The organism is Ensifer sp. ENS03 (assembly GCF_014852035.1).
GTDB lineage: Bacteria > Pseudomonadota > Alphaproteobacteria > Rhizobiales > Rhizobiaceae > Ensifer > Ensifer adhaerens.
Genome location: NZ_JACVAV010000009.1, coordinates 280,949 through 306,837 on the forward strand (window position 1 = coordinate 280,949; position 25,889 = coordinate 306,837).

Genomic DNA, 25,889 nt, shown 5'->3' on the forward strand with positions numbered 1-25,889 from the left:
TTCCCCCTATTGAAGCATCTTGTCGATAAGGCCGCGCGGCGGCTGGAGCGGACGCGTATTGCGATGAAGCAGCATGACATGCTCCGCCTCGGAAAGTCCATCCTGCAACACGTCGTCGAATCGTTCATCGGCCCTTGCGAGCAAGGCAGCGTCGTTGGGGTAGAGGATCGTGAATTTCTGCCGCACGCCGCGGAGCTTTTCCTGGCCGAGGGCCGTCCAGTCGCCGCCGCAATAATTGACGAAGGCTTCGCTCGCGACGACGCTGTGGGCGTATTTCTTGGTCAGGTTCTGCAACCTCTGGACTTCGTTGACGGCCGAGCCGAAGGCCGAGAACGTCAGCCGGTCGCGCAGGCCCACATTGCCGAACATCACGTTGCCCACATGCAGACCGATGCCGTAGCCGATCGGATCGCGTGCCTGCTTGCGCCGCTCGCCGTTCAGCATGTCCATGCGTGCGGTTGCCGCGCGCACGGCGGCAAAGGCCTCGCGGGCGGCAAATTCCGAGGGCTCCTTGTGGCGCCCACAGGGATAGACGGCGATGAAGCCGTCACCGACGAAGCTCAGAATATGGCCACCGTTGCGATTGAAGGGGGCTGCGATTGCATCGAAATAGGTGTTCAGGGTCTCGATATAGGACTGACGCCCTTCCTTTTCCGCCAGCATCGTCGAGCGGCGCATGTCGCCCATGACGAGGACGGCGCGCACGGTCTCGCCGTCGCCGCGGCGAACCTGGCCGCTCATCACACGCCGGCCAGCGCTGGAGCCGAGATAGGTCGTCAGCATGTTGTCGGCGAGCTTGCCGAGCACCGCCATCTTCGCGGCGACTGCCAGATGGTATTGCAGCTTCAAAAGCGCGCCAATGACATCGTCCGTGAAGCCGCCGTGCCGATCGGTCGTCCAGGATCCGACCATGCCGTGGCCGGAATCGGCGCCGAGAGACTGCATGAAGGCGAGATAGTCCGTCGCACCCTGCTCCTTCAGATCGTCGAAGATCGGAAATTCGGACGGGGTATCCTGGTAGATGCGCCGGCGGACATGCTCGAGATTGTTGTTGAGCAGGTAATAGTAGGGGCTCTGCAGGAACCGCTCGGGATTAAGCGCCAGTTCCTCGTGCCGAAGGCCGCTGACCTCCACGCCCTTGCCGCGCACCCAGGTGAAGCCCAGAGCATCGTAAAGCGGGTGCAGCATCGAGAAGGAAAGATGGACGCGCATCAGCGGCAAGCCGGCGGCCGCCAGCCGCTCGCAGAAGCCTTTGACGATCGTCTCCAGCGGCGCGTCGCTCAGCGATGTGCGCATCAGCCAGTCGGCGACCTTGTCGATGAGGATTTCGGATACGTTGTCGTTCGTCGGGCCCATTTCGCGTCCTCGCATGACAGACCGTCCCGCGTCAGCATCCGGAGACGGCGAACGCCCCGGCAATTTGCCGGTTCATGTTCGCGGTGGATGATGATGAGCCGTGCCCGTTAAGAAAATGCTCCAACCGATTCCGGCGTCGATGACGTGCAGGCACCCGGAATGCGGCACTTATATGTTGCAGATATTCACGCGCGCCGCCAATTTCCAGAGGCGAACGAAGATTTTTCCGACCTGTTGCAGCATGAAGATTTGATAGCCGGCTCAACGGCCTGCCAGCGGCCCTGGTGCCGGGCCTCGCTTGACTTGGGGCTTGTTTCTCTCCAACAAACCACGACATGTTCGCGCGCCGCGCCTGTCTGTCCACGAGATCCGGAACCGAAACTTGACCTCACCTCATTTCGAAAGCCTGCTGTCGTCCATCTCCGCCCGGAGCGCCAAGGCCGGCGTCATCGGGCTCGGCTATGTCGGCCTGCCATTGGCGATTGCGGCAGCGCGCGCGGGCTATTCCGTCATCGGTTTCGACATTGATCCCGGCAAGATCGTCGCGCTCGATGCGGGCAAGTCCTACATCGGGGCGGTCTCGGACGCTGTCCTTGCCCGGGAGAGCGGTGCTGGCCGTTTCCGTTCCACGACGGATTTCCTCGAACTGTCCGGCTGCGACGTCATCATCATCTGCGTGCCGACGCCCCTGACCAAATATCGCGACCCGGACCTTTCCTTTGTCGAAAAGACGTCGCGCGCGATCGCCGCAACCCTGCGTCCCGCGCAGCTCATCGTCCTGGAATCGACCACCTACCCCGGTACGACCGATGGCATCGTGCGCAGCATCCTCGAGGAAACCGGGTTCAAGTCCGGCGCCGAATTTTTCGTCGGCTTTTCACCCGAGCGCGAAGACCCGGGCAACCCGGTCTATGAGACCGTGAGCATTCCGAAGGTCGTCGCCGGCGACGGCCCCGAGGCGGCAAAGCTGATGGAGGCGTTCTACGCTTCCGTGGTCAAGACGGTCGTTCCGGTCTCGTCCAACGCCACGGCGGAAGCCGTGAAACTCACCGAAAACATCTTCCGCTCGGTCAACATCGCGCTCGTCAACGAATTGAAGATTGTCTACGAGGCGATGGGCATCGACGTCTGGGAAGTGATCGAGGCCGCCAAAACCAAGCCGTTCGGCTATATGCCGTTCTATCCCGGCCCCGGCCTCGGCGGCCACTGTATTCCGATCGACCCTTTTTACCTCACCTGGAAGTCGCGCGAATACGAACTGCCGACGCGTTTCATCGAGCTTGCCGGCGAGATCAACTCGGCCATGCCGCGCCACGTCGTCAGCCGACTGGCCGAGGCGCTGGACCGGCACGCCGGCAAGGCGCTCAGCCGCTCCACCGTTCTCGTCATCGGCCTCGCCTACAAGAAGAACGTTCCCGATATTCGCGAGAGCCCATCGTTGCGCCTGATCGAACTGATCGAGGAGCGCGGCGGCCACACCGCCTATCACGACCCCTACGTTACCGAGATCCCGCCGACGCGCGAATATGCCGCTCTGAAGGGCCGGCGTTCAGTGACGCTCGACGAGCCCACGGTGGCGGCGTTCGACGCCGTGCTGATCGCCACCGACCACGACCAGGTGGACTACGCAGCCCTCGCCAAGTGGGCGCCGCTCGTCGTCGATACCCGCAACGTCTTCCATCGAAACGGCCTGACGGGCAGCCACATTATCAAGGCATAGCGCAACGGTCGTGCGCATCCCTGTGGCCACAACAGCTAGCCGGCGCCACCGGCAAAGGGTTGAGTAGCCTTGTTGCGCGCCAGCGCGGCCTTGAGATTGCTCGCCGCCACCGCATAGCCTCCAGAGGCGCCGTCGACGAAGTGTATGTGGTCGCGGGTCATCGGCGTCGGCACGATGCAGGTCATCAGCGCCGAATCCTGCCGGTGCAGGCCATAGTGTCCGACGCCCTCTGCCTCTGCCCGCTGCAGCCGCGCCTCGATCCGTTCGAGGCACGGGGCACTGATATCGATCGTCATTTTCAGGCCGTCGTCGAATTTACGGAAGTCGGTGTTGTCGGCAAGGTCGCGGCGGTATCGGTTCGTATCGAAGGGCCCAAGGTTCCAGCCCATCCGAAGGCAGACGAAAAGTGCCAGCGTCTGCACGGTGATAACGCAACGCTTCAGGAAACGTCGCCCTCGCGGAGCGGCCGCGCGCGTCTCGGTGTCGATCCCCTGGAAGGAGAACCGCGCGGTCGGACCAAGCTCGGGAACGGGGTGACCGCCGCGACCTTCCTCGTCGGCAAGCGCGACGATGTCGGCGATCAGCGCCTGGAATTCCGGTCCGTTGCCCTTCGCGCCCGGCACCGCGATGATCGAGGCAATCGTGCCGTGGCGGGACTCGATCGGGTTCCAGCGACAGGAAAGGCCGGTCAGGTCCGGCCGGCTGCCGGCAGGCGCCGCCGCGACGTGATAGCGCCCGGCCTTCATCGCCGCCTCGGCCCAGCTTGCGCCGCCGCCTGCAAACATCGCGTAGGAAACCTCGTCGCTGGCCTTGAAGCGGGCGACGCGCATGTCGAGCCCGTGCTGGCGGATGTCACTGACCGGAACGAGCGCGGTCCGCAACTCAAGGTCAAGTTCCTCCGCCACCCAGGTCTTCACCGCGGCCAGCGCGTCGCGGGCCCTGTCGGCCATTGATGCCGGCAGCGCCGCCAAGGCGCCATCCCCCCCGAATACGAAGGGCATCGTCTTTTCTTCGAGCACGTTCATCAGGGCGGATATGACGCTGGCGCCGGCCATGTTGACCGTCTTGTAGCGGCCGTCGGCAATCGCACCGGTCGAGTTGACGATATCGGCCACGGCCAGCAGCCAGCCGTCCGGCAACGGCCGGTAATTCGCTTCGTCCGCGACGCCTTCGAAGGCGTCGAACAACGGCACGCTATCGTAAAATCGGCCTTCCATTGCCTCAACCATCAGCGCCTCGATCTTCGCTCGCCCTTAACGTTCGTCAGATAATTCACGCGGGAGCGCAACAAAAAGTTTCATTGGCTGTTACCAAGGAGACACCTCAGTCCGTTTCTGCAGCCTAGAAGATAGGCGAGGAGCGGATTTGGCCGGAGGGGGACTTGGCGACGCGATGGTTAGTTTCCAAATAATAACCCATGGCATTGCAGGGGTGTGGCCATCTGTGCTTGTTTAACAGTCACACAAGGATCAAAATGGTCCAAGCGTGCGTAGTGAAGCCGAAACTGAATGCGTGACGACAACTTTCGAGTGCGGTTCTGGGGCGTAAGAGGAAGTTTGCCGGTCTCCGGCCAACAATACGTCGCCTATGGGGGAAATACATCCTGCATCGAAATTCGATGCGGCAAGGACGTATTGCTGTTCGATGCCGGCTCTGGCCTGCGCGAGGCTGGCTATGCGCTGATCGCCGAAGGCGTCGAAGAGTTCGATCTGTTCTTCACTCACAGCCACTACGACCACATTATCGGTCTTCCCTATTTCAAACCCATCTACAAATGTCGCAATTCGGTGCGCTTCTGGTCTGGCCATCTGCACGGCACCATGACCACGCGGGAGATGATCCGCGATTTCATGCGCCCACCATGGTTCCCGGTCGATCCCGACATCTGTCAAGCGAGCCTCGACGGCATGGACTTCAAACCCGGTGACGTGCTGACCCCGCGTGCCGGCGTCACCATCCGCACGACGAGCCTCAACCATCCCGGTGGCTGCGTCGGCTATCGGATCGAATGGAACGGCCGCGCCGTCGCTCTCGTCTACGATACCGAGCACGAGCCGGGCGTCCTCGATCCCGGCGTGCTCGAACTGATCGCCGGGGCCGACCTGTTCGTCTACGACTGCACCTATCTCGAAAGCGAGATGGAGCATTTTCAGGGTTACGGACACTCGACCGGCATGCATGGCGCACGACTGGCGATGGCCGCCGGCGTCAAGCAGCTCGCCATGTTCCACCACGATCCGTCGCGCACCGATGAGGCGTTGGCCGCCATGGAACGCGATGTCCAGGCGACATTCCCCGGCGCCTTTGCCGCCCGCGACGGACAGATCGTCGAGCTCGATTGAGCATCTGAAATCGCGTCGGGATGTCCTTTACCCGAAATTCGGGCCGGAACTATTTCACGCCTCGTGGATTCCTTCTTTCCAAAGAAGGAGCACCGCATGAGCAAGGACAAGAAGGCCCAGCAGGCGATCGAGGAAACCGGCAAGGATCCGTCGGGTGGGCAGCATCTTCCAACCGCAGGTCCTCATGCAAAGGATCGACTGACCGACAAGACCAAGACCCCCGGCTCAGGGTTGCTGCCGGACAACGATGACGACACTGTCGTACCCGGTAGCGGCTGAGGTGGTGTTCCAGCAAAACATGGGCCGTCGCATCCGACGGCCGCGCCTCCCTGACATGGCGGCAAGCGTCCCTACTGTTTGTCGCGGCAGCTGGCCAAACTACGCTTCCGCCAGCGAAAGGATCATTAAGCTATGAGATCGGCTCCGGTCCGCCAGCGACAGGCCGGATGCGCGGCCGTAAGCGTGAAGAGCTCCTCCATGAAGGACCAAACGCCGGCGTCGTGAACCAGATGATGGGTGAGCACTCCGATGGTTCGCCCGGCCTGATCCCGCCTCTTTTCATCGTCACCGCAGATCTGCCTTAGCCTGGCGATGATGTCTGCTACAATCGCCGCGTGCTCGCGGCAGCCGCGTGTTCCCTGCCAATCCATCACATCGGCATGGGTGTTGACGAGCTTGAAGAGCGAGGGTTTTTCCGGACCGAAGACCGACAGCGCCGCAAAACCGACCCCGGGCAGGTCATCCAGAAGCGCGCCGTCGATCCGGTTCCACGGCGGCACCAGCATCGGCACGAAGCTGCGCGGAAACAGCGCCTGGAGACGCGCGCAACCCTCCGTGAGTTCATCGAGAACCGTTGAGCGTGGCCGGTGCGCGCCGAGTTCCTGTTTCTTTTCCTCGGGCGGAGCATGGTTGCGGTGCGCCCAGCCGTGCACCGCGACGCTGACGCCGGCATGTCCATCGAGGCGGCGCGCAAGCGCCTCGCCCGTCAGCGCGGGCGGCACGGCGATGACCACCGGAACCAGGTGCTTGTCAACCAGCGACAACAGGCGGTCGAGTGCTGCCGTCGGCTCGGCGGCGTCGTCGTCCCGCAGCCAGAAATCAACCTGTCGACCGGACGCGGCCACGCGGTCGAGCGCGACGGCAAGCTGCTGCCAATGGGGTCGTCTCATGCCGTCGCCTCCAGATGCTCGTCAAATATCGTGCGCAGCCGCCGCGCCGCGGCAGGGAAGGAACGTTCGTCGTGGACGAACCGTCCGGCAGCCGTACCCAATCTCCGCCGAAGGACCGGATCCTCTATCAGCGCGCGCATCGCCGCCGCAAAGGCGGTGGCATCGCCGTCGGGCGTAAGGATCCCTGTCTCGCCGTCCCTGACCACTTCCGGCACGCCGGCGGTATTCTGCGCAACGACTGGCAGGCCCGCCGCCTGAGCTTCGAGATAGGCAAGCCCATAGGCCTCGCCGCAGCCCGGCCAAACGTAGAGGTCGCTGCCGGCAAGAATAGCCGGCAGATCGGCAGCGCTCCTTTCGCCGAGCCAGTCCAGCCGGTCGGACGGCAAGGCCGAGAAGGCCTGTTGCACCTCGTCGCGGCACGGACCGTCGCCGACGATCGTCAGGGTCCAGCGGCTATCGGCGATGTGTGTCAGCGATTGCGCCAGCATGCGGTAGCTGTCCAGCTTGTCGCCGCTGCGCATCATGGCGACAGCGACCATGCGGCAGAGGTCATCCGTGCTTCCGCCGCCCGGCACGAAAGGGGCGGCATCGATGAAGGGGGCAAGCATCGCGTGGCGGCAGTCGGGCGCGGCCTCCAGCAGGCCATCCCGGTCCCGGCGCGTCAGGCAGATGTTGACTGCCGCCTGCTCGATGGCCTGGAGCACGTGGCGTTGGGCGATCGCGCGCACGCCCTCGTTTCGCCGCGCCGAGTAGGAGGCCTCTGCCGTCACGTAGGGGATGGTGAATTCGGCGGCAAGCGAAGGACCGAGCAGGTCCGGCGCCTTGTAGTAGGGATGGTAGCAGAACCATAGATCGGGGGCGCCGTCGCGCATCCACCCCTGCCGGAGGCGGATGATCTCGCCTGCCGCCGCTTGCTCCAGTTCACGAAAATCTACGTCCGACGCGGCCGCCATGAAGCTGCGCAGGTCCGAGACGACCGCGACCTCGTGCCCTCCCGCACGGAGTGCTGCAACCAGCATGCGCGCCATCAGGCGATCACCCGAAGGAACGGGATGGTCTGGGGATTTCAGCGGTGCGTAAAAGGCGATCTTCATCCGCAGCGAGCTATCGTTTCTCCGCGGCGGCCTGTCAACCGACCGCGCCGGGAGCTTGCCGCTTTCCGGTGGGATCGCGGGAGAGGAAAGCATGCGTCCGCGCCGCCGTCTGCAGCCAAGGGGATACCAGGCCCGACCGCCAGCGGTTCATCGGTCGATCGGCAAATCGTAGTAGTCCCGGCGGATCAGTTTCAGCGAACGGTCCGGCTCGATGACATAGGTTTCCTGAACGAAGCTGTTGCCGCTCGTGAAGCGGTGCGGGACGATGCTGCCGACGGGCGCCTTCGTCAGCTTCGTGCGCGGCTGCCCGCCATAGGTGATGCTGCCGGGGATCGGCTCCAGGTCCGGCGTCGTGCAGCCCGCAAGCGTCACCGCGGACAGAGCAAGCAGACCAAACAGCCCGCCAAGGCTGCGGATGTTTTTCACCATGATCACCTGGCAGCCCCATCGCCGTCCGTGGACCGCTCCGTGCCTGCCACTCCTTGTTTCGTTTCTCTTCTTCCAGCGCGGCCAGATCGCGCCGCCGCGTTCGCTAAGGCGTTGCAGCCACCCCTGTGCTGCCGGCCTTCTCGACCGTGGTTTCCGTATCATGCTCCGAGAGCAGGCTATAGGCGACATAGTATTTGTAGATATTGCTGACGTATTGCACCGTCTCGCGCCCGACGATCGCCGCCGCCGCATTCTCGACATTGCCGAACCAGAGGTTCGGGTCGAGCCCCATATCCTTGGCCTTGGCCCTGAACTTGCGCAGGTTTCCCGGTCCGGCATTGTAGGCCGCGAAGGCAAACAGCATCTGGTTTTTCGGCGTGACGGCCGGGTCGTCGATGTAGGTATCGACAAGGTAGCGCAGATATTTCGAGCCCGCTTCGACGTTGAGGTTCTCGTCCTTATCGATGCCGCGAATGTTGACGGCCTTGTCCGCAGCGGTCGATGGCAGCAACTGCATGATGCCGACCGCGCCCCTGTGGCTGCGGCGGGACTGATCGAGCTGCGATTCCTGGTAGCCCTGCGCCATCAGCATCAGGTGGTCGAAGGAATAGGTCTTCCCGTGCGTGCGGAAGATTTCCACGAGTTGCTTGAAACGTTCGACATCGGCTGGCGCATAGGCGCGCTTCAGCATCTTGTCGCCCTTGTAATAGGTGCTCCTCAGGATGTTGCCGAAGGTCGTCCCGACCTTGTGGGTCTTGACGAAGTCGTCGAGCACACCTTTAAGCTTGGGGCTGTCCTTGCGGATCGCCCAGGCGATCTCCCCGTGGTCGGAAACGACGATGTCGTCGCGCACCTTGAGGTCGGTGAACACCTTCACCCAGATGTCCGCCTTGTATTTGTCGACGACCGTCCAGGGCAGCAGGCCGGCATTGATCATCTCCAGGACGTCTTCGTCCTCGAGGTTCTCATCCATGTCCTTCAGCGTGATCGGCGCGCGACCGGCCTTTTCGAAGCCGGCGCTGAGCGCCGCCAGGTGCTCGTAATAGCTGCTCGATCGGCGCACATGCAGTTCCTGCCCGCTCAAATCGTCGACGCTTGTGATCGCCGGCGCCGAAGGGCCGGTGACCAGCACCTCCTTGGCTTCGTCGAACAGCGGCGCGGTGAAATCGACCTTTGCAAGCCGCGTCTCGGTTATCGTCAGATTGGCCATGACGATATCGCCAAGCCCTTCTTCGAGCGCCGAGAGCAGACGCGCCCGCGGCATCGGCAGGAACCCGACGCGGATCTTGTCGATCTGCTTCTTCCTCCCCTTGTTGAGTTCGTGTTCGAGCGCCGTTCCGAAGTCGACGGCCGTGCCCAATTGCTGGCCGCGATCGAGGAAATAGATGGTCTTGCTGAAAGGCACGATGATGCGGATCACGCGCCGCTTTTCCATTCCGTCGAAGTCGTCCTTGTGGGGGACGAACATCGAGCGAAGGAATTGCTCATTCGACTGTGCCAAGGCGCCGCTTCCCGTGAAGAACACGAGAAGCAGCAGCCCCAAGAGAACGCGTTTCATGTCAGCCCCCAGCCCGAGAACCCTGTTGCCGAAATGCTATTCCTGCGGCGGACCGCCTTCGCCAAGCGCGGCGGCCGCATTCTTCTTGGCGATGGCGTCGCGGGTCGCGGCGGCCGCGGCGACGGATTGCTGCTGCTCGTCGCCCGCCACCTGCACGGTCGGCGAGGCGAAGTTGATGCCGTTTTCCTTGAAGGATTCCTTGATCATCACCTGCGCCCGGCGCCGGACCTGGGTCTGTGCCCCCGGCTTCGTCTTCATGGCGAAACTCAAGGTCATGCCGTAGTCGCCAAAGTTCTCGACACCCTTCATCTTGACCGTTTCCAGGATCAGCGGCCCGATATCCGGATCTTCGAGCAGCTTGGCGCCGATGCCCTTCACCAGTTTCTTCACCTTGGCGACGTCGGCATCGAAGGAAACGTTGATCAGGAACTTGTCGATCACCCAGTCGCGGCTCATGTTCTGCACCGCGCCGAGCGAGCCGAAAGGCACCGTGAACACGGGACCGCGATGATGCCGGAGCTTGACCGAGCGAATGCTGAAGGATTCGACCGTGCCCTTGTAGCTGCCGCTCTGGATGTATTCGCCGATGCGGAAGGCATCGTCCATCATGTAGAAGATGCCGCTGATGACGTCCTTGACCAGCGTCTGCGAGCCGAAGCCAATCGCCACGCCGAAGACACCGGCGCCGGCAATCAGCGGGCCGATTTCCACCCCAAGGCCGGAGAGCACCATCAGCACGGCCACGATCGCGATGAAGGCTGCCAGAAAGTTACGCAGGATCGGCAGCAACGTCATCAGGCGGGTGTTGCGGGCGCGCTCGGCCGGGTCTTCGGTCGCGTGATTGGCCTGCTTGACGCGCAGGTTGATGAAACCCTTGACGAGCTGCCAGACCAGATCTGCAGCCAGCAGGATGACGATACCCGCCAGGACGCCGCGGAACACCCGATTGAAGGCGTCGTCCTGCATCATCGACGTGGCGCTGACCTTGAAGACGAGCGCCAGCCAGCCGGCGGCAAGCGCGATGACCAGCAGCCGTGCCCCGCGCTCGATGAAGATGTTGCGCACCACGCGCGGATCGTCCTCTGCCGAGCTATCCAGCATCGTCTTGGTAAAGGCGCTCGTGAAACGCAGCAGCGGCGGCAAGCCGATCACGTAAAGGCCGATCCAGAACAGCACGTCCATGCCGGCGACCCAAAGCAGCCAAAGCACGATCAGGAAGGCAACCAGGAACACGTTGCCGACGATACGGCGCGAACCGACGACGGCCCCCACCGGACGCCGCACGACTGTGAGGATCCCGAGCGCGAGGACCACGAGCCCAAGAAGCGCGGTGATGAGATTGCGCACGTCCGCGGAAATCGACAACGCGCTCATCGCGTCGCCGACACCCCAGACGAGCGCCCCGCCACCGATCAGCCATAGGGCATGCCGGTGCCAGAAGCTGGCCTCATCGGGCGTGAGCGAGAGGTAACCGCCTCGCCCGTCCGCATTCCCCTCGTTGACCGGTCCCCCCGTCAGGACCGCCGAGGCGATGATCATCAAAAGGCGTGCTCCGATCCAGGCGCCGAGCAGCGGCGCGATCGTCGTTTCCAGCCGCGTCGGCCAGTCGGCGATCGCCAGCACCGACATGCTGGCAGCCGCAAAAACGATAAGCGGCAGAAGCCGTGTGAGCATGGTGCGGGCCGGCCCCGTCAGCACCGCCCCCTTCAGGCTGCGTCCGAGCAGCCAGCGCAGGAGATATTCGGCGCCGTAGCCGATCGCCAGGATCAGGAAAAACCCTTTGAGGATGGGAGCGGCGCCATGGCTCTCCATGTCGCCGGAAAGGCGCTGGCGCGCCGCCTGCATTTCCGGAAGGACACGCGGCACGGCGTTGCCGATGCCGGTCAGATGACGCCTGATTTCGGCGGTCCAACGCGCCACGACACCGGTTGCGGGCGTTCCGGCCGGAGCTTCGGCCGCAGTGGCGGGCGGGGCCTGTTTCGTCGACAGCCACTGTTTCACTTCCGGATCATCGAGAAGCTGGATCAGCTGCTGGACCTTTGCGGGCGGAGCCGCCGGCGCGGCTTCCTGCGCCAGCCCTGGCGAAACCAGCCCAAAAACAACGGAAAGAAAAGCCACGAGACCGAAGACCGGCCCCACAAGCAAGCGACCCGACGACCCGACACAGCCCATTCTCAGCACCCCCGACGAACATGCCCGTCCCCCGACCGGCACGACTCTCAATCATTACAAAGGCTAACATACCACCGGGCTGTTGCGCCAACGTCAAGAGCGTCGCGGTCAACGGCGACGGAATCCACCACCGCCATGGAACCCACCGCCTCCATGGAAGCCACCTCCGCTAAAGCCACCGGGTCGGTCAAAGCCGCCTCCGCCACTGCTCGGGAAATTCAACGGCCGCTGATCGAAAGACTGTCGTTCGAAGGAGCGCTGGTTGCCAAGTTGACGTCCGATATTGTCGATCGCCAGATGATCGGGGGCACGAGCGCGGTCCGCGCCTTGACCGGCTTGCTGGCGCGTGTCGATCCGCTGGTTGAGGTTCGCCGCCGCATCCGGATGATTGGCGGAGAATTGCTCGCCCACCTTGGTCCTATCCTGGATCAAAGGCTTCTGGACTGGCTGCCAACCGTCGGGCGTACGCTTTTGCCATTGTCCGTCGTCACGACGATACACGTTTCCGTCACGGCCGGCATAGACGTCGCCGCCCTTGCCGCCGGCGACAAAGCCATGGTTCCCGTCCGACGTGCGCCAATTGACGCCGGCGCCATTGGCGGTCGAGCCGCCGCTGATGCGGGCAAAATCGGACCCGTGCTTGACGGCCGCGGTGCCCCAGCTTCCGTAGACGTTATGTCCGCCGCGGGCCATCGCCGCGTTGCCGGTGCGCGGATTGTAGGCGGCGACGAAGCCGCGGTCTCCGTTCGGTCCGTAGCCGGCCGCGCCGCGAACGTAGGTGCCCGTGCGCGGATTGTAGGCCGCACCGGCAGCAATGCCGCGATAGGGCCCGTAGGCATATCCATAGCGGCCGAACGTACCGATGGCCGGATTATAGAAGGCGCCGACCCCATAGGTTACCGGGCGTGGATAATAGGGCCAGTAACCGCCACCGGCCCAGCCGTAATCCCAATAGTCGTCATAGTACCAGCCGGTGCCGTAGACGAAGGTGTCCCAGGCGAGATAGGCACCCAGGTAACCCATCGTATAGCCGAACCAGACCGCGTCGGGCTCGGTATCGTAGATGCGCACATAGGTGGCATTGTAGATCGGCGACGACGGCGGGATGGTATAGATCTCGTCCGGCACCGCCTTTGCCACAGCGAACGGCCCGGTCGGTGCATCGCCGACGAACCAGACCCCGTCCTTGAGCACGAAATACTTGTCGCCGACCTTGATGACGGTCTCGTTGGTGTTGACCGCGTAGGTCAGGGACGTCCCGTCGATCGTTTCGAACTTCGGGTCGCCGCTATAGGCGACGTCCACCGTGACGGAGCCATCGAGCGAGACACGCGCCTTTTCGGGAATGCTCGCCTTCAGCCGCGCCTCTGCGTTTTCGGAGGTACCGGGAACGGACGCGCGCACCGTGTAATAGGCGGCATCCTGCGGAATGTTCTGGAAGTCCTGCGGCAGCTTGGGCGTCGCGAAGGTCCAGGGGCCGTCGAGCGCGGTACTCGCGAACCAGCGACCGGATACGAGGATGTACCAGCTTGAGTCAACGTCACGGTAAAAGGCGTCGCTCTCGGTGTTGGTCGCAACCTTGAGACCGGTGCCCGGCACCTGTTCGAGTTTCGGCTCACCGTCGAAGGCGAGCAGTTCCGACGGCTTGTCCGAATAGATGACGTCGGGCACGATCACCTTGTCCGCCTGCGGCGGGATCGCCGCCTTGGCATCCTTCCAGTTGTCGTCGTCCGGCAGTTTGCTGAGTATGTCGGGAAGCGACGAGGCGGACTGCCATCCCGAGGCGAGATCCTTCGATTGCAGCCATGACTTGTCGTTGCGCAGGTAATAAGTGGCGTCAGCCTCGACCTTGAACAGATCCCAATTGGTGTTGACCGTGAAGGAGAGCCCCTCGACGCCCTTGACCGGGGCAAACACGGCCTTGCCGTCGGTCTGCACCAGGATCGCCGGCTTCTTGCTGATAAAGATCGGCGGCGCGTCGGCCTTCAACCCCTCGACATTGCCGAGCCGCTGGTAGTCGGCGAGGCTCGCCGTCAGCTTGTCCTCCGAAATGGTGATCGTCCCGACCGGCATCAGCTTGCCGACCTCGAGCGTCAGATCCGCCAGTTCCTTCCGGTCGAGGACGGAGAAGTTGATCTCGGTCATCTTGATATCAGAAACGACGACCTGGCCGGAGGCGCTGTCGGCATCGGTCTTGCCAGTAACGCCAACCACGCCGAAGATCGGCTTGGCGTCGTCGGACTGCTTGTATTCGGCGGCGATCAGCGCATCGAGTTCGGTGAAATCCTTCCAGGCGTTGATCTGCGGCTGATAGAGCGTGATGGTCGCGCCACTATCGGTCTTGTAGGCGCGCGGCCAACCGAGCCCCTTGGGATCGGCATCGTTCAGGTACTTGCCGCTCACGAAGCCGTTCTGGCCATTGAAGCTTACCGCGCACCACGTGCCCGCATCGTCGCATTCCTTGACATCGACCTCGGTTCCCTCGGCGATCGTCCCCAGACTGTTGGAGGCGGTTCCCGGTCCTTCCCGGAAATTGACTGAGGCGCTCGTCGTTGCCGGCCCGGCCCGCGCCGGAACCGCGGCAATCGCGAGGAGGGTGAAGGCGAGTGTCAGTCTGCGCATTACGGTTCTCCGAGATCCCGGGCGGCCGACCCGCGCCCGCAACGACTGAAGCCGAAGCTGGCACCGGAACTGGTTGAGCCATAGACATCTTTGCCCATCGCCAAAGCGCAAGTACGTAACAGTAACGGCGACCGTAACGGGTCGCCGAGAAGTTAGACGCAACGGAGCGGAGCGTGCCGCAGCAAACGCCGGATACCGGAACGATTCGGAGCGCCGCAGGGGCGCATGCCGTTTCACCACCCCTCCCCGGTCCTTCAGGTTGCCCGCTTCTGTCCCGATCGCGACGGTCGCTATCCCGTCTCCCCGGGTAAAATCATTAAAGCGTCGCAAATCTTTGTGTTTTAGCCCGTAGTGATTGCATAGAGTCATTTATTCAAGCAAACTCATATGTATGATTTGACCACTCCTACGTGCGGAGGAAATACAAGTGAACACGAAAGCCCCCAGCCAGATCGATGTCTTTGTCGGTTCCCGCGTCAGGATGCGTCGGTTGATGGCCGGACTGAGCCAGGAGAAGCTGGCCGACGGTCTCGGGATCACATTCCAGCAGGTACAGAAGTACGAAAAAGGCACCAACCGCATCGGCGCGAGCCGTCTGCAGGCGATCGCCGATATCCTCGGCGTGCACCCGAGCTTCTTCTTCCAGGAGGGTGAAGACCCTGCCGGCGCACGCAACGGCGACACAACGCGCGAGCCGAGCGAAATCTCGTCCTTCGTTTCGTCGAAGGAAGGCATCGCGCTCAACCGCGCTTTCCTGAAGATCACGGACCCGGTGCTGCGCAAGAAGATCATCTCGCTGGTCGCCGCCGTTGCCCAGACGCCGGAGACCGAGACCGCCCGCTCAAGCACGAGCCACGCTCAGGACCTGCACGGCTAAGCACCCGCGCCCGACAGGAATGACCGGATGACATTCAGACTGCAGACCCTCGGGCGCTTGCGGCTCGTCGATAACGGCGGGCGTGAGGTAGCGTTTCCCGAAAAGGGTCTGCTGATCCTGTGTCATCTGATCGTCGGCGGCCACAGCGAGCAGTCAAGAAACGATGTCGCCAAGCTCCTTTGGGACGAGATCGTCCCGAGCCAGGCCTTCGTCAATCTGCGCAAGACGGTCTCCCGCATCAGCGCGCGCCAGGAAGAACTCGGCTGTCACTTCCTGAGTTTCTCGCCGTCGGCCGTGCGCTTCGACGCCAGCCGGCTCAAGAGCGACCTCGATACCATCGGGCGTGAGGCGGGCGATCCACTTTCCCGTCTCCAGTGGGCCGTCGAAACCTTCCAGGAAGACTTCCTCAAGGACTTGAAGTCCCAGGGCCAGGCGCTGCATGGCTGGATCGAGCGGCAGCGTGGCGAGCATATGGCGCTGCTGCGCGAAAGCCTGCTTCTTGCGGCAGCGGAGGCGACGAACAATCATCGCAAGCTGGTCAAGGCGGCAGCGACCCGGCTGCTCGAGCGCAACCCGCTCGACGAGGACGTGCGCAAGATCCTGACCCAGGCGTTTCAGCTTGAGGGCAACCATCTGGAGGCACGGGCTGTCTCGAATGGCGGCGGCGCGATCGCGATCAACAGGCCGGAATTGCGATCGGTCTCGACGATAATCGCGCCGACGTCGGAGCCGGCAGCCGACTCGCGCCCGCCGCGCGTCGTGCTTCTGCCGCCGAACAACGGCGCGAACGACAGTCCGGCAACACAATTTGCAAGCGCATTGATCGAGGACGTGACGATCGGGCTTTGCGCGCTTCGCTCGGTTTCGGTGATCGCGCCCTACACGGCCGCACAGATCAGCCTGCAGGCAGACAAGGCCAGCACCTACCAGAAGCACGCCATCAGCTACATTCTCGACACGCGCCTGACCGACGAAGGCAGCCGGCTGACGCTCTTCACGCAACTGATCTTCTTTGCCAATGACGAAGTGATCTGGGCCGACCGTTTCAATCTCGATGGCGACGGGCTGATGGCCTCACGGCGGGAAATCGCCCGCCAGATCGCGCTGGCGATCGCCAACCAGGTGGAGCGCAACGAGACCCATCGCCAGACCTACGAGACCAATGTCGGCTCGTACCGCAGCTTCCTCCTCGGGCAGCGCTATCTCAAGCAGCTCAACCTTCCGGAGCTGCGGCGCGCGCGCAAGAGTTTCCGCCAGTCGCTCTATGAGAACTCCGGCTTTGCGCCGGCGATGAGCGGGCTCGCCCGCAGCTATTTTTTCGAGTGGCTGCTGACAGCCCGCGGCGACGCAGAGCTGCTGGCGCTTGCGGAACGGCATGCGCGCGATGCGGTGGTGGCCGACGACACGCTGGCAACGGGCTATCGCGAGCTTGGCGTCGTCAAGCTCTACTTGAGACAGTTCGACGAGAGCATGGAATACCATGACAAGGCGGAGGCGCTGAGCCCTCAGCACGCCAACGTGATTGCGAGCTACGCCGACACGCTGGTGCAAGCTTCGCGCCCCGAGGGTGGCCTGCGCAAGATCCAGGCAGCAATCGATCTCAACCCGATTGCGCCGGACGAATATTTCTGGACCGCGGCCGGCGCCAGCTACTCGCTTGGCCAGTATGAGCAGGCGATCGCCTATATCGAGCGCATGCGCGATCCGACCCCTGCCGACCGGCTGTCGGCGGCAAGTTGGGGCATGCTCGGCAACCGGAAAAAAGCGCGCCAGTTCGTCCGTAAGACTTTCGACGTGCATCCGGACTTTGATCTCGACAAGTGGATGACCATCGTTCCCTTTAGGGAAGAATGGCAGCGCGTTCATTATTGCGAGGGCCTGCGCAAGGCGGGCTTCTAATTTCTCACATCAGCAACGGCCAGGAGGGGAAAATGGCAAAAGTAGTGGTGATCGGTTTGGCGGGTGACAACCGGCTTTGGGTTGCGGATCTGGATGCGGGCACGGTCTCGCAGATCGCAACGCCGACGCAGGGGCCGCTGGCTGCGGCCAACGACCTGCGTAACAACAGCGGGGCAATGGTGCACAAGGGCGTCAATCTCGCCGTGGTTGCGGCCTCGTCCGGCTCCGTTTCCGGCGGGTTCATGGACGGCTAGTCCACGCGTGGCACAAGCCGCTGAAACTGGCCGGCCGTCGGACGAGCATTCCAGCCGTCCGGCGGCCGAGCCGCTTTCCTACAGCGATCGCGCCTGCCCGCCAGAAGAAACGTTCCGGCGGATCGAGGCATTCCTGCCGGCGCTCGGCGTCACCCGGCTCGCGCGGCTGACCGGCCTCGACCGGCTCGGCATTCCCGTGTGGAGCGCCGTGTCGCCCAACGCCCGATCGATCGTCATCAACCAGGGAAAAGGCATCACCGACGTTGACGCCAAGGTTTCGGCGGCCATGGAGGCGATCGAGCGGGCAGTGGCCTGCGCGCCGTCGGCCGCGACAAGAACGGCCACCAGCCGGGCTCTTTCCGAAACGGGCGATCGAACGCTGCATCTGCCGGGGCTCATCTCGGCGGGGCAAGCGGACCTTCAGAACGACGAAACGATCGACTGGCTCCGTGGCTTCGACCTCTTTGACGGCGCAACCACCTGGGTCCCGCGCGAAGCGACAATCCTCGACCGGACGATCGTCGATTGTCGTTACTGGCAGTCCTCCGATGGCCTGGCCTCGGGCAACACCGAGACCGAGGCGACCCTGCACGGCTTGCTCGAGCGCATCGAGCGCGACGCCGAAACGCTGTGGCGAATGCTGCCGCTGAACGGCAAGCACCGAGGCTGCATCGATCCGGGAAGTTTGGAGGATCCTGTCCTCGATGCCCTTACGGAACGGATCGCCTCTTCAGGTCTGGAGTTGCGCCTGTTCGACATGACCAGCGACATCGGCATCCCCTGCTATGCCGCAACCCTCGCCGAAGCGGGCATTCTCTCGGCCAGGCAGCCGCGTTATCACGACGTCACGATCGGCCACGGTGCCCACCCCGTGGCGCGGCGCGCCGCCATCCGTGCCGTGACCGAGGCCGCCCAGTCGCGGCTTACCTATATCAGCGGCGCCCGCGACGATGTGTTCCCGGAAACCTTCACCCGCGACCTTCCCGAGGAAACGCGAGGCCTGTTTGCCGCCGTGCCGCTCCGGACAAGCGTGGCGGCCCCCGATGTCCCGGCCGGGCCTCAGGCGCAGCTCGATTACGTACTGCGGCGGCTTGAAGTGGCTGGCGTCCGGACGGTTGTCGTCGTTCCGCTGATGGAAGGCGTTGCACCTTTCTCGGTGGTCAAGGTCATCGTTCCGGCCCTCGAAAATCCCGACGGCCTGCGCAAGCGTCGCTTCGGAGAACGCGCGCTCGCCCGTGCTCTGGAGGCCGGATGAACGTTGTCTTTGTTGGCCCGACGCTGCCGGACGCACGAAACGCGGCGGACAAGAGCGTCCTAATCCTCCCGCCTGCCGTTCAGGGCGACGTCCTGCGCGAAGTTGAGGGCGGTGCAACCGCGATCGGGCTTATCGACGGCAACTTCGAAAATGCTGCGCCCGTCTGGCACAAGGAAATCCTTTATGCGCTGTCGCTGGGCGTGCAGGTCTTCGGCGCGGCCAGCATGGGCGCGCTGCGCGCGGCGGAATGCGCGCCCTTCGGCATGGTCGGCATTGGCGAGATCTACCGGCAATACGCCGAAGGAGCCCGCGTGGACGACGCCGATGTTGCGCTGATCCACGGCCCGGCCGAACTCGGCTATCTGCCGCTGACACTCCCGCTGGTCAACGTCGATGCGACGCTCAAGCGCCTCTCGCAGACCCAAGCCCTTGCCCCAGCGCTCATCGCATTGATGGGCGCGACGGCGTCCGCCATGTTCTACAAGGAGCGCAACTGGGCGGGCATCGTCGCGCGCGTTGCACTGCCGGCGGGGACGAACCCCGCCCGTCTCACCGCGCTGCTCGCGAGCGAATATGTCGACCAGAAGGGCATCGACGCGCGACATTTACTGGACGCACTGCGACACACGCCAACCCAACGGACGGTTGCAACGCAAGGCTGGAAATTCAATTCTACCAGCATGTGGAAGAGGTTGTTCGGTCAACCTGACGCTTCATCTTAAGGATGTGGTTTTCACATACAACGTGTGTCACGCTCATGTCACGCGCAATGCCGCGAAGTCACGCTATGATTGGCCACGGTGGGCTGGATCTGCGGATCCAAAGGAAGCTGGGGAAAATCATGCTATCTTCATTTGCTGTGCCAGTAGAACCGGAAGACAAGGAAAAGGAGCTCTTGGCACTGGCTCGTCTTGTCACCTATGCGCGCGACTCCGCCAAGACCCTCAACGTCGAAGGCGTGCAATACTGTCTCGAACTCGCGCTCGCATCGCTGCTCAAGGAGGCCGAGGACTGCGGCAGCCAGAGAGCGCATCTGACCAACGAGTTGCTGACGCGCCCGAGCCTCGGCCGCTGCTGAGTTCCACGCCGCTTTTGGGATTGCGGTCATCCCGCGATTGGTCCGCCTGCGCGGACCGGTGGCTTTGCGATTGAGCGATGACACGAAGATAGCCCCGTTTGGCCGAAGGCGAAGCGGGGTTTTGGTCGTTGTTAGGCCTAGCGTCTGCCGCTCCCCGCGTTTCGCCGCAAGCGGATTTCGTCGCCGAACGATCGTTGCTCTCGCACCGCATGAGACAGCTCAGGGAATCCGTAAAACAGACGGCCGGGACGGATATTCCCCGCAAACCAGTTCCGTTCGAAAGCCCGCTTCGCGCTTTCGTTGAAATTTAGTCCATAATTTCCATAGACAATATTGAGTGAGCGAGCCACCTCCGGTTAGGCTTCTCCCATCATGTGCGAACCGGCGCAGGGCCCTTATCGACTGGCCCACCGCCTGAACGACAAAGGGAGACCAGCTTGAGCCAGACAAATCCAACCCTGCCCGTCCTTGACCTTTCGCGCTTTGCGGCGGGCCACCCCGAGCGGGCCGCAGCGCTCGACGAGTTGCGCAGCGTTGCCCGCTCGGTGGGCTTCTTTTATCTCGAGGGCCACGGGATCCCGCAGGACGAAATCGACGGCATTCTCTCGCTTTCGCGCCGCTTCTTCGCGCTGCCGGAGGACGACAAGCTGGCGATCGAGATGCGCAAGTCGCCGCACTTCCGCGGCTACAATCGCGCCGGCCTCGAATACACGCGCGGCACGCAGGACTGGCGCGAACAGGTCGACTTTGGTCCCGAGCGCCAGAGCCTCAATATCGCGTCCGGCGATGCGCCGTGGAAGCGGCTTGTCGGCCCGAACCAGTTTCCGGACGCCTTGCCGGAACTGAAGCCTGCGATCCTTGGCTATATCGAAGCCGTCACCGGGCTCGGTATCCGGCTGATCGAGATTTTCTCCGAAGCGCTCGGGCAGAAGCCCGATGTCTTCGGGCCGATCTATCGCGATGGCCCCAACCAGTTGCTGAAGATCATCCGCTATCCCGGCCGCGACAAGACCGAAAGCGATCAGGGCGTCGGCGCCCACAAGGACGGCGGCTTCGTCACCATCCTGTTGCAGGACGTGGTCGGCGGACTGCAGGTCGACGACGGCAAGGGCGGCTGGATCGACGCACCGCCGAAGCGCGGCACCTTCGTCATCAATGTCGGCGAACTCCTGGAACTGGCATCGAACGGCTATCTGCTCGCCAACATCCACCGGGTGGTAACGCCGCCAGCTGGCGGCGATCGGCTCTCGGTCGCCTTCTTCCTCGGCGCCAATCTCGCCTCGACCATCCCGGTGCTCGATCTCCCGCCACAGCTTGCAGCCGAGGTCCGCGGCGTCACCCAGGATCCGCAGAACCCGCTCTTCCACGAGGTCGGCCGCAACGTGCTGAAATCCCGGCTGCGCTCGCACCCCGATGTCGCCGCCGCGCACCACGCAGACCTGCTGGAACAGCCAAAGGCGGCTGTGCCCGCCTGATCAACCGGACAGCGCCGATCAACCTGAGAGCCAAGGAGAAATGGCATGACGATCCATCAGAAGCCGGAAGAACCGGCAGTCGAGATCAAGACGCCGAACGGCCTGCGCGAAGCCGGCGGGCGGTTGCATCCCGAAACGCTGGCGCTCCACGGCGGCAGCTATCGCTTCGATCCGGCAAGCGGCGCCGTCGCCGTGCCGATCTACCAGACGACCTCCTATCAACTGCCCGGCACCGACGGCGCCGACAAGCTCTTTGCGCTGGAGGCGCCGGGGCATCTCTACACCCGCGTTTCCAACCCGACGCAAGACGCGTTTGAGCAGCGGCTGGCGGAGATCGAAGGGGGAGCAGCCGCGCTGGCACTTGGCTCCGGCCAGGCGGCATCAGCCTTCGCGCTCCTGAACCTTGCGCGCTCCGGCGACAACGTCGTCAGCGCCGCCGGCCTTTATGGCGGCACCTGGGCGCTGTTTGCCGCCACCCTGAAAAGTTTCGGCATCGAGGTTCGTTTCGTCGATGCGGCTGATCCCGAGGCGTTTGCCCGGGCGACGGACGACCGGACACGTGCCTATTATGCCGAGTCCCTGCCGAATCCGAAGCTCGAGGTCTTTCCGATCGCCGAGGTCGCCGAGATCGGCAAGCGCTTCGGCATTCCGCTGGTCGTCGACAACACGGCGGCCCCGCTGACGATCCGGCCCTTCGACCACGGCGCTGCGGTAGTCGTCTATTCGACGACAAAATACATCGGCGGGCACGGTACCTCGATCGGCGGCGCGATCATCGACAGCGGCCAGTTTCCCTGGCACGAGCATGAGGCGCGCCATCCGAACCTGCACGAGCCTGACCCGAGCTACCAGGGCAAGACTTGGCTCGAAAAAGCGGCCGCGATCGCGTTTCATCCCTATATCCTGCGCGCCCGCGCGGTGCTGTTGCGCGACCTCGGCGCCGCGATCAGCCCGCTAAACGCATTCCAGTTCATCCAGGGTCTGGAAACGCTGCCGCTCCGGATCCGGCAGCACAACGAGAATGCCATCAAGGTGGCCGAGTTCCTCCGCACCCACCCGAAGGTGGCGCGGGTGATCTTCCCGAAGTTCCAGGATGGCGAGGCAAAAGCGCGCGGCGGGAAATATCTGCTGAACGGCCACTATGGCGCGCTCGTGGGCTTCGAGCTGAAGGACGGTCGCGAGGCGGGACGGCGTTTCATCGACGGGCTGAAACTGCTCTACCATGTCGCCAATATCGGCGACGCCCGCTCACTGGCCATTCATCCCGCCACGACGACGCACTCGCAGCTGTCGGAGATCGACCAGCTAAAGACCGGGGTGACGCCCGGCTATGTCAGGCTTTCGATCGGCATCGAACATCCGGACGACATCATCGGCGATCTCAGACAAGCGATCGACGCCGCCTGAGCGTAAGACGCTTTCGCATTTTCCGCGGGCTCGTCCACAGGGGCGAGCCCGCGGAGCCGTTTGCGGCTCAAAACACGTCTGTAGGCCGTTGTTTCGTTTCATGCGAAAAGAGCTTCTCGTCGCGCGTCAGCCGTCGCGGGGCATCGGGACACGCACAGGAGGAAAAGACTATGAGCAAGAATACCCAGGTCCTGCTTGCCGCGCGGCCATCCGAAAAACCGGTGCCGAGCGATTTCCGCGTCGTCGAAACGGCTATCCCGGAGCCGGCGGAAGGCGAGGTTCTCCTGAAGATCCTCTACCTTTCGCTCGACCCCTATATGCGCGGCCGCATGAATGCCGGCCGCTCCTATGCCAAGCCGGTGGAGATCGGTGCTGTCATGGAGGGCGGCACGGTCGCCCGCGTCCTCCGCTCGCGTCACCCGGATTTCAGCGACGGCGATTTCGTTCTTTCCCACTCCGGCTGGCAAAGCTATGCGCTGTCGCGTGGTACTGACTTGCGCAAGCTCGATCCGGCGGCCGCACCTCTTTCGACGGCACTCGGCATTCTCGGCATGCCCGGTTTCACCGCCTATGCGGGGCTGCTGACGATCGGCAAACCGCTGCCGGGCGAAACGGTCGTCGTGGCGGCTGCAAGCGGCGCCGTCGGCTCGGCGGTCGGGCAGATTGCCCGCATCAAGGGTGCGCGCGCAGTCGGGATTGCCGGCGGGGCGGACAAATGCGCCTTCGTTCGCGACACGCTCGGCTTCGACGCGGTGATCGATCACCGCGCGCCTGATTTCGCCGAACAGCTCGCCGCCGCCTGCCCCAAAGGCATCGACGTCTATTTCGAGAATGTCGGCGGTCATGTCTGGGATGCGGTGTTCCCGCTGTTGAACGACTTCGCTCGCGTGCCCGTCTGCGGCCTGATTGCGCACTACAACCAGCCCGCAGGCGCGCAAGCCGGGAGCGACCGGTTGCCCGGCGTCATGCGCGAAGTGCTCAGCCGGAGCCTGCTCATCCGGGGTTTCATCCAGCGCGAGTTTGCCGATCAGAGGCCGCTCTTCTATCAGGAGATGGCCGGCTGGATCAAAAGCGGCGAAGTCCGCTACCGCGAAGACATCGTCGACGGGCTCGAGAATGCGCCGGAAGCCTTCATCGGTCTGCTGGACGGCCGCAATTTCGGCAAGCTGGTGATCCGGGTCGCCGCCGAAAACTAAAAGGGGCTCGGGCCCGGCGTTACTGCTGGGCGAAGCCGGCCTTGGCGAGACCGTCATCAAGCAACGCGATCAGGTCCGGCGCGTAGCCGCGAGCGACCAGTTCCGTATCGTACGGCTGCGACGCGCGCGTTTCGTTCAGGCGCAATCCGTCCAAGGCGCTGGTCGCTTCCCGCGTCAGGCCGAGTTGGCCTGCCGCTGCCACGCGCAGGAGATTGACCGCCATGTCCGCCGGATTGGCAAGCTCGCGTGCGCGCCTCAGCGCTTCGCGGTAGCGCCCGCTGCGGTAGTCTTCCAGCGCCAGGGTCAGCGCGGCATCGTGGTGAAGATACTCGCTGCCGGCATCCGCCACACGGGCCAGATTCACCCCTTGCGAATAGGCGCCGCTGACGAAAAGCAGCAGGCCTAGCCGTGCCGGAATGGCGTCGTCGAGCGGATTGAGTGCCGCCGCGCGCCGACCGGAAATGAACGCCGCTTCCCTGTCGCCGGCTGCAAAGCGCGCTTGCATCTGGGCGACGTAGCTCTGGCTCGATTGCGGTGCCAGCGCAACGGCCTTGTCGGCGAGCTTCAGCGCACGCTCAGCCACCGTCGGCGCGGCGCTCGCTTCACCGGTTGCCACCAACACCATCGCCAAGCTCGCCAAAACATCGGCGTCGGCGGCCTGGTAGGCGACGGATTTTTCAAGGCAGCCGTGGGCCGAAACCAGTCCCTCAGGGTCGATCCGCGCCAGTGCCACATCCGCCTGAAGCACGCAGCCGAAGCCGATCGACGGCGTCACCAGTTGCCGCGCAGCCTCCAGACTGACAATGACGCCCTCTTCGCCGGCAAGCGAAAGGGCCAGACGAGAAAGCAGCTTTTCCTGTATTTCCTGCGCATCGCCGCTATCGAGCGCCACCTTAGAGCTGCCGGACCTCAGCGCCTCGTTGCTTTGCACATCGATCACCTGCCAGGAGACCTCATGCCGGCGCTCGTCGGTGCTGTAGGCGATGGAAAGCCTGTACTCCTTGCTGCCCTGCAGCTTGACCGGCGGCGCGGACGAAACCCACCCGGTTATCGACGCCACGTCGACACCCGCGGGCGAGACCGGCGCAAGAGTGCGGACGGCGGAAAACTGCGAGAGTGCGTGGACCAGATAGTCTCCCGCCTTCTTCTGCACCTCGTCGTCAGCCCCGAGCCGCGTCGGCACGTCAACGACGATCGTCGGCTTGGCCGAGAAAACCGGCTGCCAGGGAAGGTGGTCGGCAACGGACACGTAGAAGGCCCCGGCCATGACCGCCACGCCGGCTCCAAGTGCCGCGAAGCCCGCAAGCGGGCGCCATTTGCGGGCAAGAACGGCAGGCGCAATCGCGAGCTCGATGGGCTGCTCGGCTGCCGCCTCAGCAACCGGCGTCGTGCTCTCGAGCACCCCTCTCAAAGGCTCACCGCTGATCACGAATTGCGGAACGTAATTGCCTTTCGGCAGCTCGATGCGAAGCTCCGCTCTTTCGCCGAGCGCCTCGTAATACTGCGCCAGGGCCGCGCGCAGGCGCGACGCTTCCACACGCACGATCGGATCGGTCGCAGGATCGAAGGAGGCGGGCCGTCCGAAGACGTCAATGGCGATCGTGTAGGCTTTCACCTGGCCCGAACGGCCAGCGAAAAACTCGTCAACCAGGTACCGCAACAGCTTGCGATGACGCTCGGTCGCGTGAAACTGGCTGTCGGCAAGAATGCGCTCAAGGGCGGCTCGCGCCTCGCATTCTGCAACGGCAATGCAGTTCGTATGACCCGCATTTCTGCTGGCTTCCATGATGCGCTCCCAACTGCCACAACCCCAAAGAGAGTGCAACGCGAGGCGAACTCTAGACGAGAGCTTCCGTGGCGGAAAGAAGAATATCGCACCGTCACAAAATATTTTCATCGAAGAATTGAATCATTTTAAGTTGGAACAGGAACGCTCGATCATTCCCATAGAATTCTTGTGGGGTTTTCGTCGCTCTGACAAGCTCA

At 63.5% G+C, this 25,889-nt stretch carries 21 protein-coding genes; 12 read left to right on the plus strand and 9 right to left on the minus strand.

Features of this window, described 5'->3' with window-relative positions; translation table 11 throughout:
• Positions 1-6: 6 nt before the first annotated feature.
• Positions 7-1,356 carry an adenylate/guanylate cyclase domain-containing protein gene (locus IB263_RS26850; protein WP_060521782.1) on the minus strand — a complete coding sequence of 450 codons (1,350 nt, stop codon included), beginning with the start codon at positions 1,354-1,356 and terminating at the stop codon, positions 7-9.
• 382 nt (positions 1,357-1,738) lie between these two features.
• On the opposite strand from IB263_RS26850, the gene IB263_RS26855 reads away from it, so the two are divergent.
• Positions 1,739-3,076 (plus strand): nucleotide sugar dehydrogenase, encoded by a 1,338-nt coding sequence (locus tag IB263_RS26855; RefSeq protein WP_060530245.1) that lies wholly within the window; start codon positions 1,739-1,741, stop codon positions 3,074-3,076.
• Between the two features lie 35 nt (positions 3,077-3,111).
• Here IB263_RS26855 and IB263_RS26860 read toward each other — a convergent pair whose 3' ends face one another.
• Positions 3,112-4,305: a DUF3095 domain-containing protein gene (locus tag IB263_RS26860; protein WP_060586103.1), complete on the minus strand. Its 1,194-nt coding sequence runs from the start codon at positions 4,303-4,305 to the stop codon at positions 3,112-3,114.
• Between the two features lie 279 nt (positions 4,306-4,584).
• Here IB263_RS26860 and IB263_RS26865 point away from each other — a divergent pair, with 279 nt between their 5' ends.
• Together IB263_RS26865 and IB263_RS26870 are read left to right on the plus strand one after the other, a co-directional pair.
• A complete protein-coding gene (locus IB263_RS26865; protein ID WP_043613689.1) occupies positions 4,585-5,418 on the plus strand; it encodes an MBL fold metallo-hydrolase in 834 nt (277 codons plus the stop codon).
• A gap of 96 nt (positions 5,419-5,514) precedes the next feature.
• Entirely contained in the window at positions 5,515-5,697 is a 183-nt protein-coding gene (locus IB263_RS26870; RefSeq protein ID WP_034799175.1) for a hypothetical protein, read from the plus strand.
• A gap of 125 nt (positions 5,698-5,822) precedes the next feature.
• Here IB263_RS26870 and IB263_RS26875 read toward each other — a convergent pair whose 3' ends face one another.
• From IB263_RS26875 to IB263_RS26900, 6 genes are all read right to left on the minus strand, one after another.
• Positions 5,823-6,587, minus strand: a complete 765-nt coding sequence (locus IB263_RS26875; RefSeq protein WP_060601577.1) for a polysaccharide deacetylase family protein — start codon at positions 6,585-6,587, stop codon at positions 5,823-5,825.
• Entirely contained in the window at positions 6,584-7,681 is a 1,098-nt protein-coding gene (locus tag IB263_RS26880; RefSeq protein ID WP_060586098.1) for a glycosyltransferase family 4 protein, read from the minus strand. The genes IB263_RS26875 and IB263_RS26880 overlap by 4 nt, the downstream gene beginning before the upstream one ends.
• Positions 7,682-7,828: 147 nt before the next feature.
• Positions 7,829-8,110 (minus strand): hypothetical protein, encoded by a 282-nt coding sequence (locus IB263_RS26885; protein WP_034799172.1) that lies wholly within the window; start codon positions 8,108-8,110, stop codon positions 7,829-7,831.
• 103 nt (positions 8,111-8,213) lie between these two features.
• On the minus strand, positions 8,214-9,668 hold the full coding sequence (locus IB263_RS26890) for a lytic transglycosylase F (RefSeq protein WP_060521787.1): 1,455 nt from the start codon (positions 9,666-9,668) through the stop codon (positions 8,214-8,216).
• 36 nt (positions 9,669-9,704) lie between these two features.
• Positions 9,705-11,840, minus strand: coding sequence for a mechanosensitive ion channel family protein (locus IB263_RS26895; protein ID WP_082566551.1), 2,136 nt, complete (start codon positions 11,838-11,840; stop codon positions 9,705-9,707).
• Positions 11,841-11,948: 108 nt separating this feature from the next.
• Positions 11,949-14,462 (minus strand): SH3 domain-containing protein, encoded by a 2,514-nt coding sequence (locus IB263_RS26900; RefSeq protein ID WP_192439258.1) that lies wholly within the window; start codon positions 14,460-14,462, stop codon positions 11,949-11,951.
• A gap of 427 nt (positions 14,463-14,889) precedes the next feature.
• Here IB263_RS26900 and IB263_RS26905 point away from each other — a divergent pair, with 427 nt between their 5' ends.
• From IB263_RS26905 to IB263_RS26945, 9 genes are all read left to right on the plus strand, one after another.
• Positions 14,890-15,339: a helix-turn-helix domain-containing protein gene (locus IB263_RS26905; RefSeq protein ID WP_060521790.1), complete on the plus strand. Its 450-nt coding sequence runs from the start codon at positions 14,890-14,892 to the stop codon at positions 15,337-15,339.
• Positions 15,340-15,366: 27 nt separating this feature from the next.
• A complete protein-coding gene (locus tag IB263_RS26910) occupies positions 15,367-17,238 on the plus strand; it encodes a hypothetical protein (protein ID WP_060521791.1) in 1,872 nt (623 codons plus the stop codon).
• 32 nt (positions 17,239-17,270) lie between these two features.
• Positions 17,271-17,492: a hypothetical protein gene (locus IB263_RS26915; protein ID WP_034799164.1), complete on the plus strand. Its 222-nt coding sequence runs from the start codon at positions 17,271-17,273 to the stop codon at positions 17,490-17,492.
• 7 nt (positions 17,493-17,499) lie between these two features.
• A complete protein-coding gene (locus IB263_RS26920) occupies positions 17,500-18,747 on the plus strand; it encodes a YcaO-like family protein (protein ID WP_082566552.1) in 1,248 nt (415 codons plus the stop codon).
• Positions 18,744-19,469, plus strand: a complete 726-nt coding sequence (locus tag IB263_RS26925; RefSeq protein WP_060521792.1) for a TfuA-like protein — start codon at positions 18,744-18,746, stop codon at positions 19,467-19,469. Before IB263_RS26920 ends, IB263_RS26925 begins: the two co-directional genes overlap by 4 nt.
• Before the next feature lie 119 nt (positions 19,470-19,588).
• Complete coding sequence (locus IB263_RS26930) at positions 19,589-19,825, plus strand: hypothetical protein (protein ID WP_034799160.1); 237 nt, start codon at positions 19,589-19,591, stop codon at positions 19,823-19,825.
• 437 nt (positions 19,826-20,262) lie between these two features.
• Complete coding sequence (locus tag IB263_RS26935) at positions 20,263-21,300, plus strand: isopenicillin N synthase family oxygenase (RefSeq protein WP_034799159.1); 1,038 nt, start codon at positions 20,263-20,265, stop codon at positions 21,298-21,300.
• A gap of 45 nt (positions 21,301-21,345) precedes the next feature.
• Complete coding sequence (locus tag IB263_RS26940; protein WP_082566553.1) at positions 21,346-22,707, plus strand: O-acetylhomoserine aminocarboxypropyltransferase/cysteine synthase family protein; 1,362 nt, start codon at positions 21,346-21,348, stop codon at positions 22,705-22,707.
• Between the two features lie 170 nt (positions 22,708-22,877).
• On the plus strand, positions 22,878-23,903 hold the full coding sequence (locus IB263_RS26945; protein ID WP_034799157.1) for an NADP-dependent oxidoreductase: 1,026 nt from the start codon (positions 22,878-22,880) through the stop codon (positions 23,901-23,903).
• A 19-nt stretch (positions 23,904-23,922) separates the two neighbouring features.
• Here IB263_RS26945 and IB263_RS26950 read toward each other — a convergent pair whose 3' ends face one another.
• Positions 23,923-25,689: a tetratricopeptide repeat protein gene (locus IB263_RS26950; RefSeq protein WP_060601583.1), complete on the minus strand. Its 1,767-nt coding sequence runs from the start codon at positions 25,687-25,689 to the stop codon at positions 23,923-23,925.
• Positions 25,690-25,889: the final 200 nt, after the last annotated feature.

What these genes read in the sequence shown, in the direction of transcription:
- IB263_RS26850 (WP_060521782.1), bottom strand. Translation starts at nt 1,356, where the DNA reads ATGGGCCCGACGAACGACAACGTATCCGAAATCCTCATCGACAAGGTC.
- IB263_RS26860 (WP_060586103.1), bottom strand. Translation starts at nt 4,305, where the DNA reads ATGGTTGAGGCAATGGAAGGCCGATTTTACGATAGCGTGCCGTTGTTC.
- IB263_RS26865 (WP_043613689.1), top strand. Translation starts at nt 4,585, where the DNA reads ATGCGTGACGACAACTTTCGAGTGCGGTTCTGGGGCGTAAGAGGAAGT.
- IB263_RS26870 (WP_034799175.1), top strand. Translation starts at nt 5,515, where the DNA reads ATGAGCAAGGACAAGAAGGCCCAGCAGGCGATCGAGGAAACCGGCAAG.
- IB263_RS26875 (WP_060601577.1), bottom strand. Translation starts at nt 6,587, where the DNA reads ATGAGACGACCCCATTGGCAGCAGCTTGCCGTCGCGCTCGACCGCGTG.
- IB263_RS26880 (WP_060586098.1), bottom strand. Translation starts at nt 7,681, where the DNA reads ATGAAGATCGCCTTTTACGCACCGCTGAAATCCCCAGACCATCCCGTT.
- IB263_RS26885 (WP_034799172.1), bottom strand. Translation starts at nt 8,110, where the DNA reads ATGGTGAAAAACATCCGCAGCCTTGGCGGGCTGTTTGGTCTGCTTGCT.
- IB263_RS26890 (WP_060521787.1), bottom strand. Translation starts at nt 9,668, where the DNA reads ATGAAACGCGTTCTCTTGGGGCTGCTGCTTCTCGTGTTCTTCACGGGA.
- IB263_RS26895 (WP_082566551.1), bottom strand. Translation starts at nt 11,840, where the DNA reads ATGGGCTGTGTCGGGTCGTCGGGTCGCTTGCTTGTGGGGCCGGTCTTC.
- IB263_RS26900 (WP_192439258.1), bottom strand. Translation starts at nt 14,462, where the DNA reads ATGCGCAGACTGACACTCGCCTTCACCCTCCTCGCGATTGCCGCGGTT.
- IB263_RS26910 (WP_060521791.1), top strand. Translation starts at nt 15,367, where the DNA reads ATGACATTCAGACTGCAGACCCTCGGGCGCTTGCGGCTCGTCGATAAC.
- IB263_RS26915 (WP_034799164.1), top strand. Translation starts at nt 17,271, where the DNA reads ATGGCAAAAGTAGTGGTGATCGGTTTGGCGGGTGACAACCGGCTTTGG.
- IB263_RS26925 (WP_060521792.1), top strand. Translation starts at nt 18,744, where the DNA reads ATGAACGTTGTCTTTGTTGGCCCGACGCTGCCGGACGCACGAAACGCG.
- IB263_RS26930 (WP_034799160.1), top strand. Translation starts at nt 19,589, where the DNA reads ATGCTATCTTCATTTGCTGTGCCAGTAGAACCGGAAGACAAGGAAAAG.
- IB263_RS26940 (WP_082566553.1), top strand. Translation starts at nt 21,346, where the DNA reads ATGACGATCCATCAGAAGCCGGAAGAACCGGCAGTCGAGATCAAGACG.
- IB263_RS26945 (WP_034799157.1), top strand. Translation starts at nt 22,878, where the DNA reads ATGAGCAAGAATACCCAGGTCCTGCTTGCCGCGCGGCCATCCGAAAAA.
- IB263_RS26950 (WP_060601583.1), bottom strand. Translation starts at nt 25,689, where the DNA reads ATGGAAGCCAGCAGAAATGCGGGTCATACGAACTGCATTGCCGTTGCA.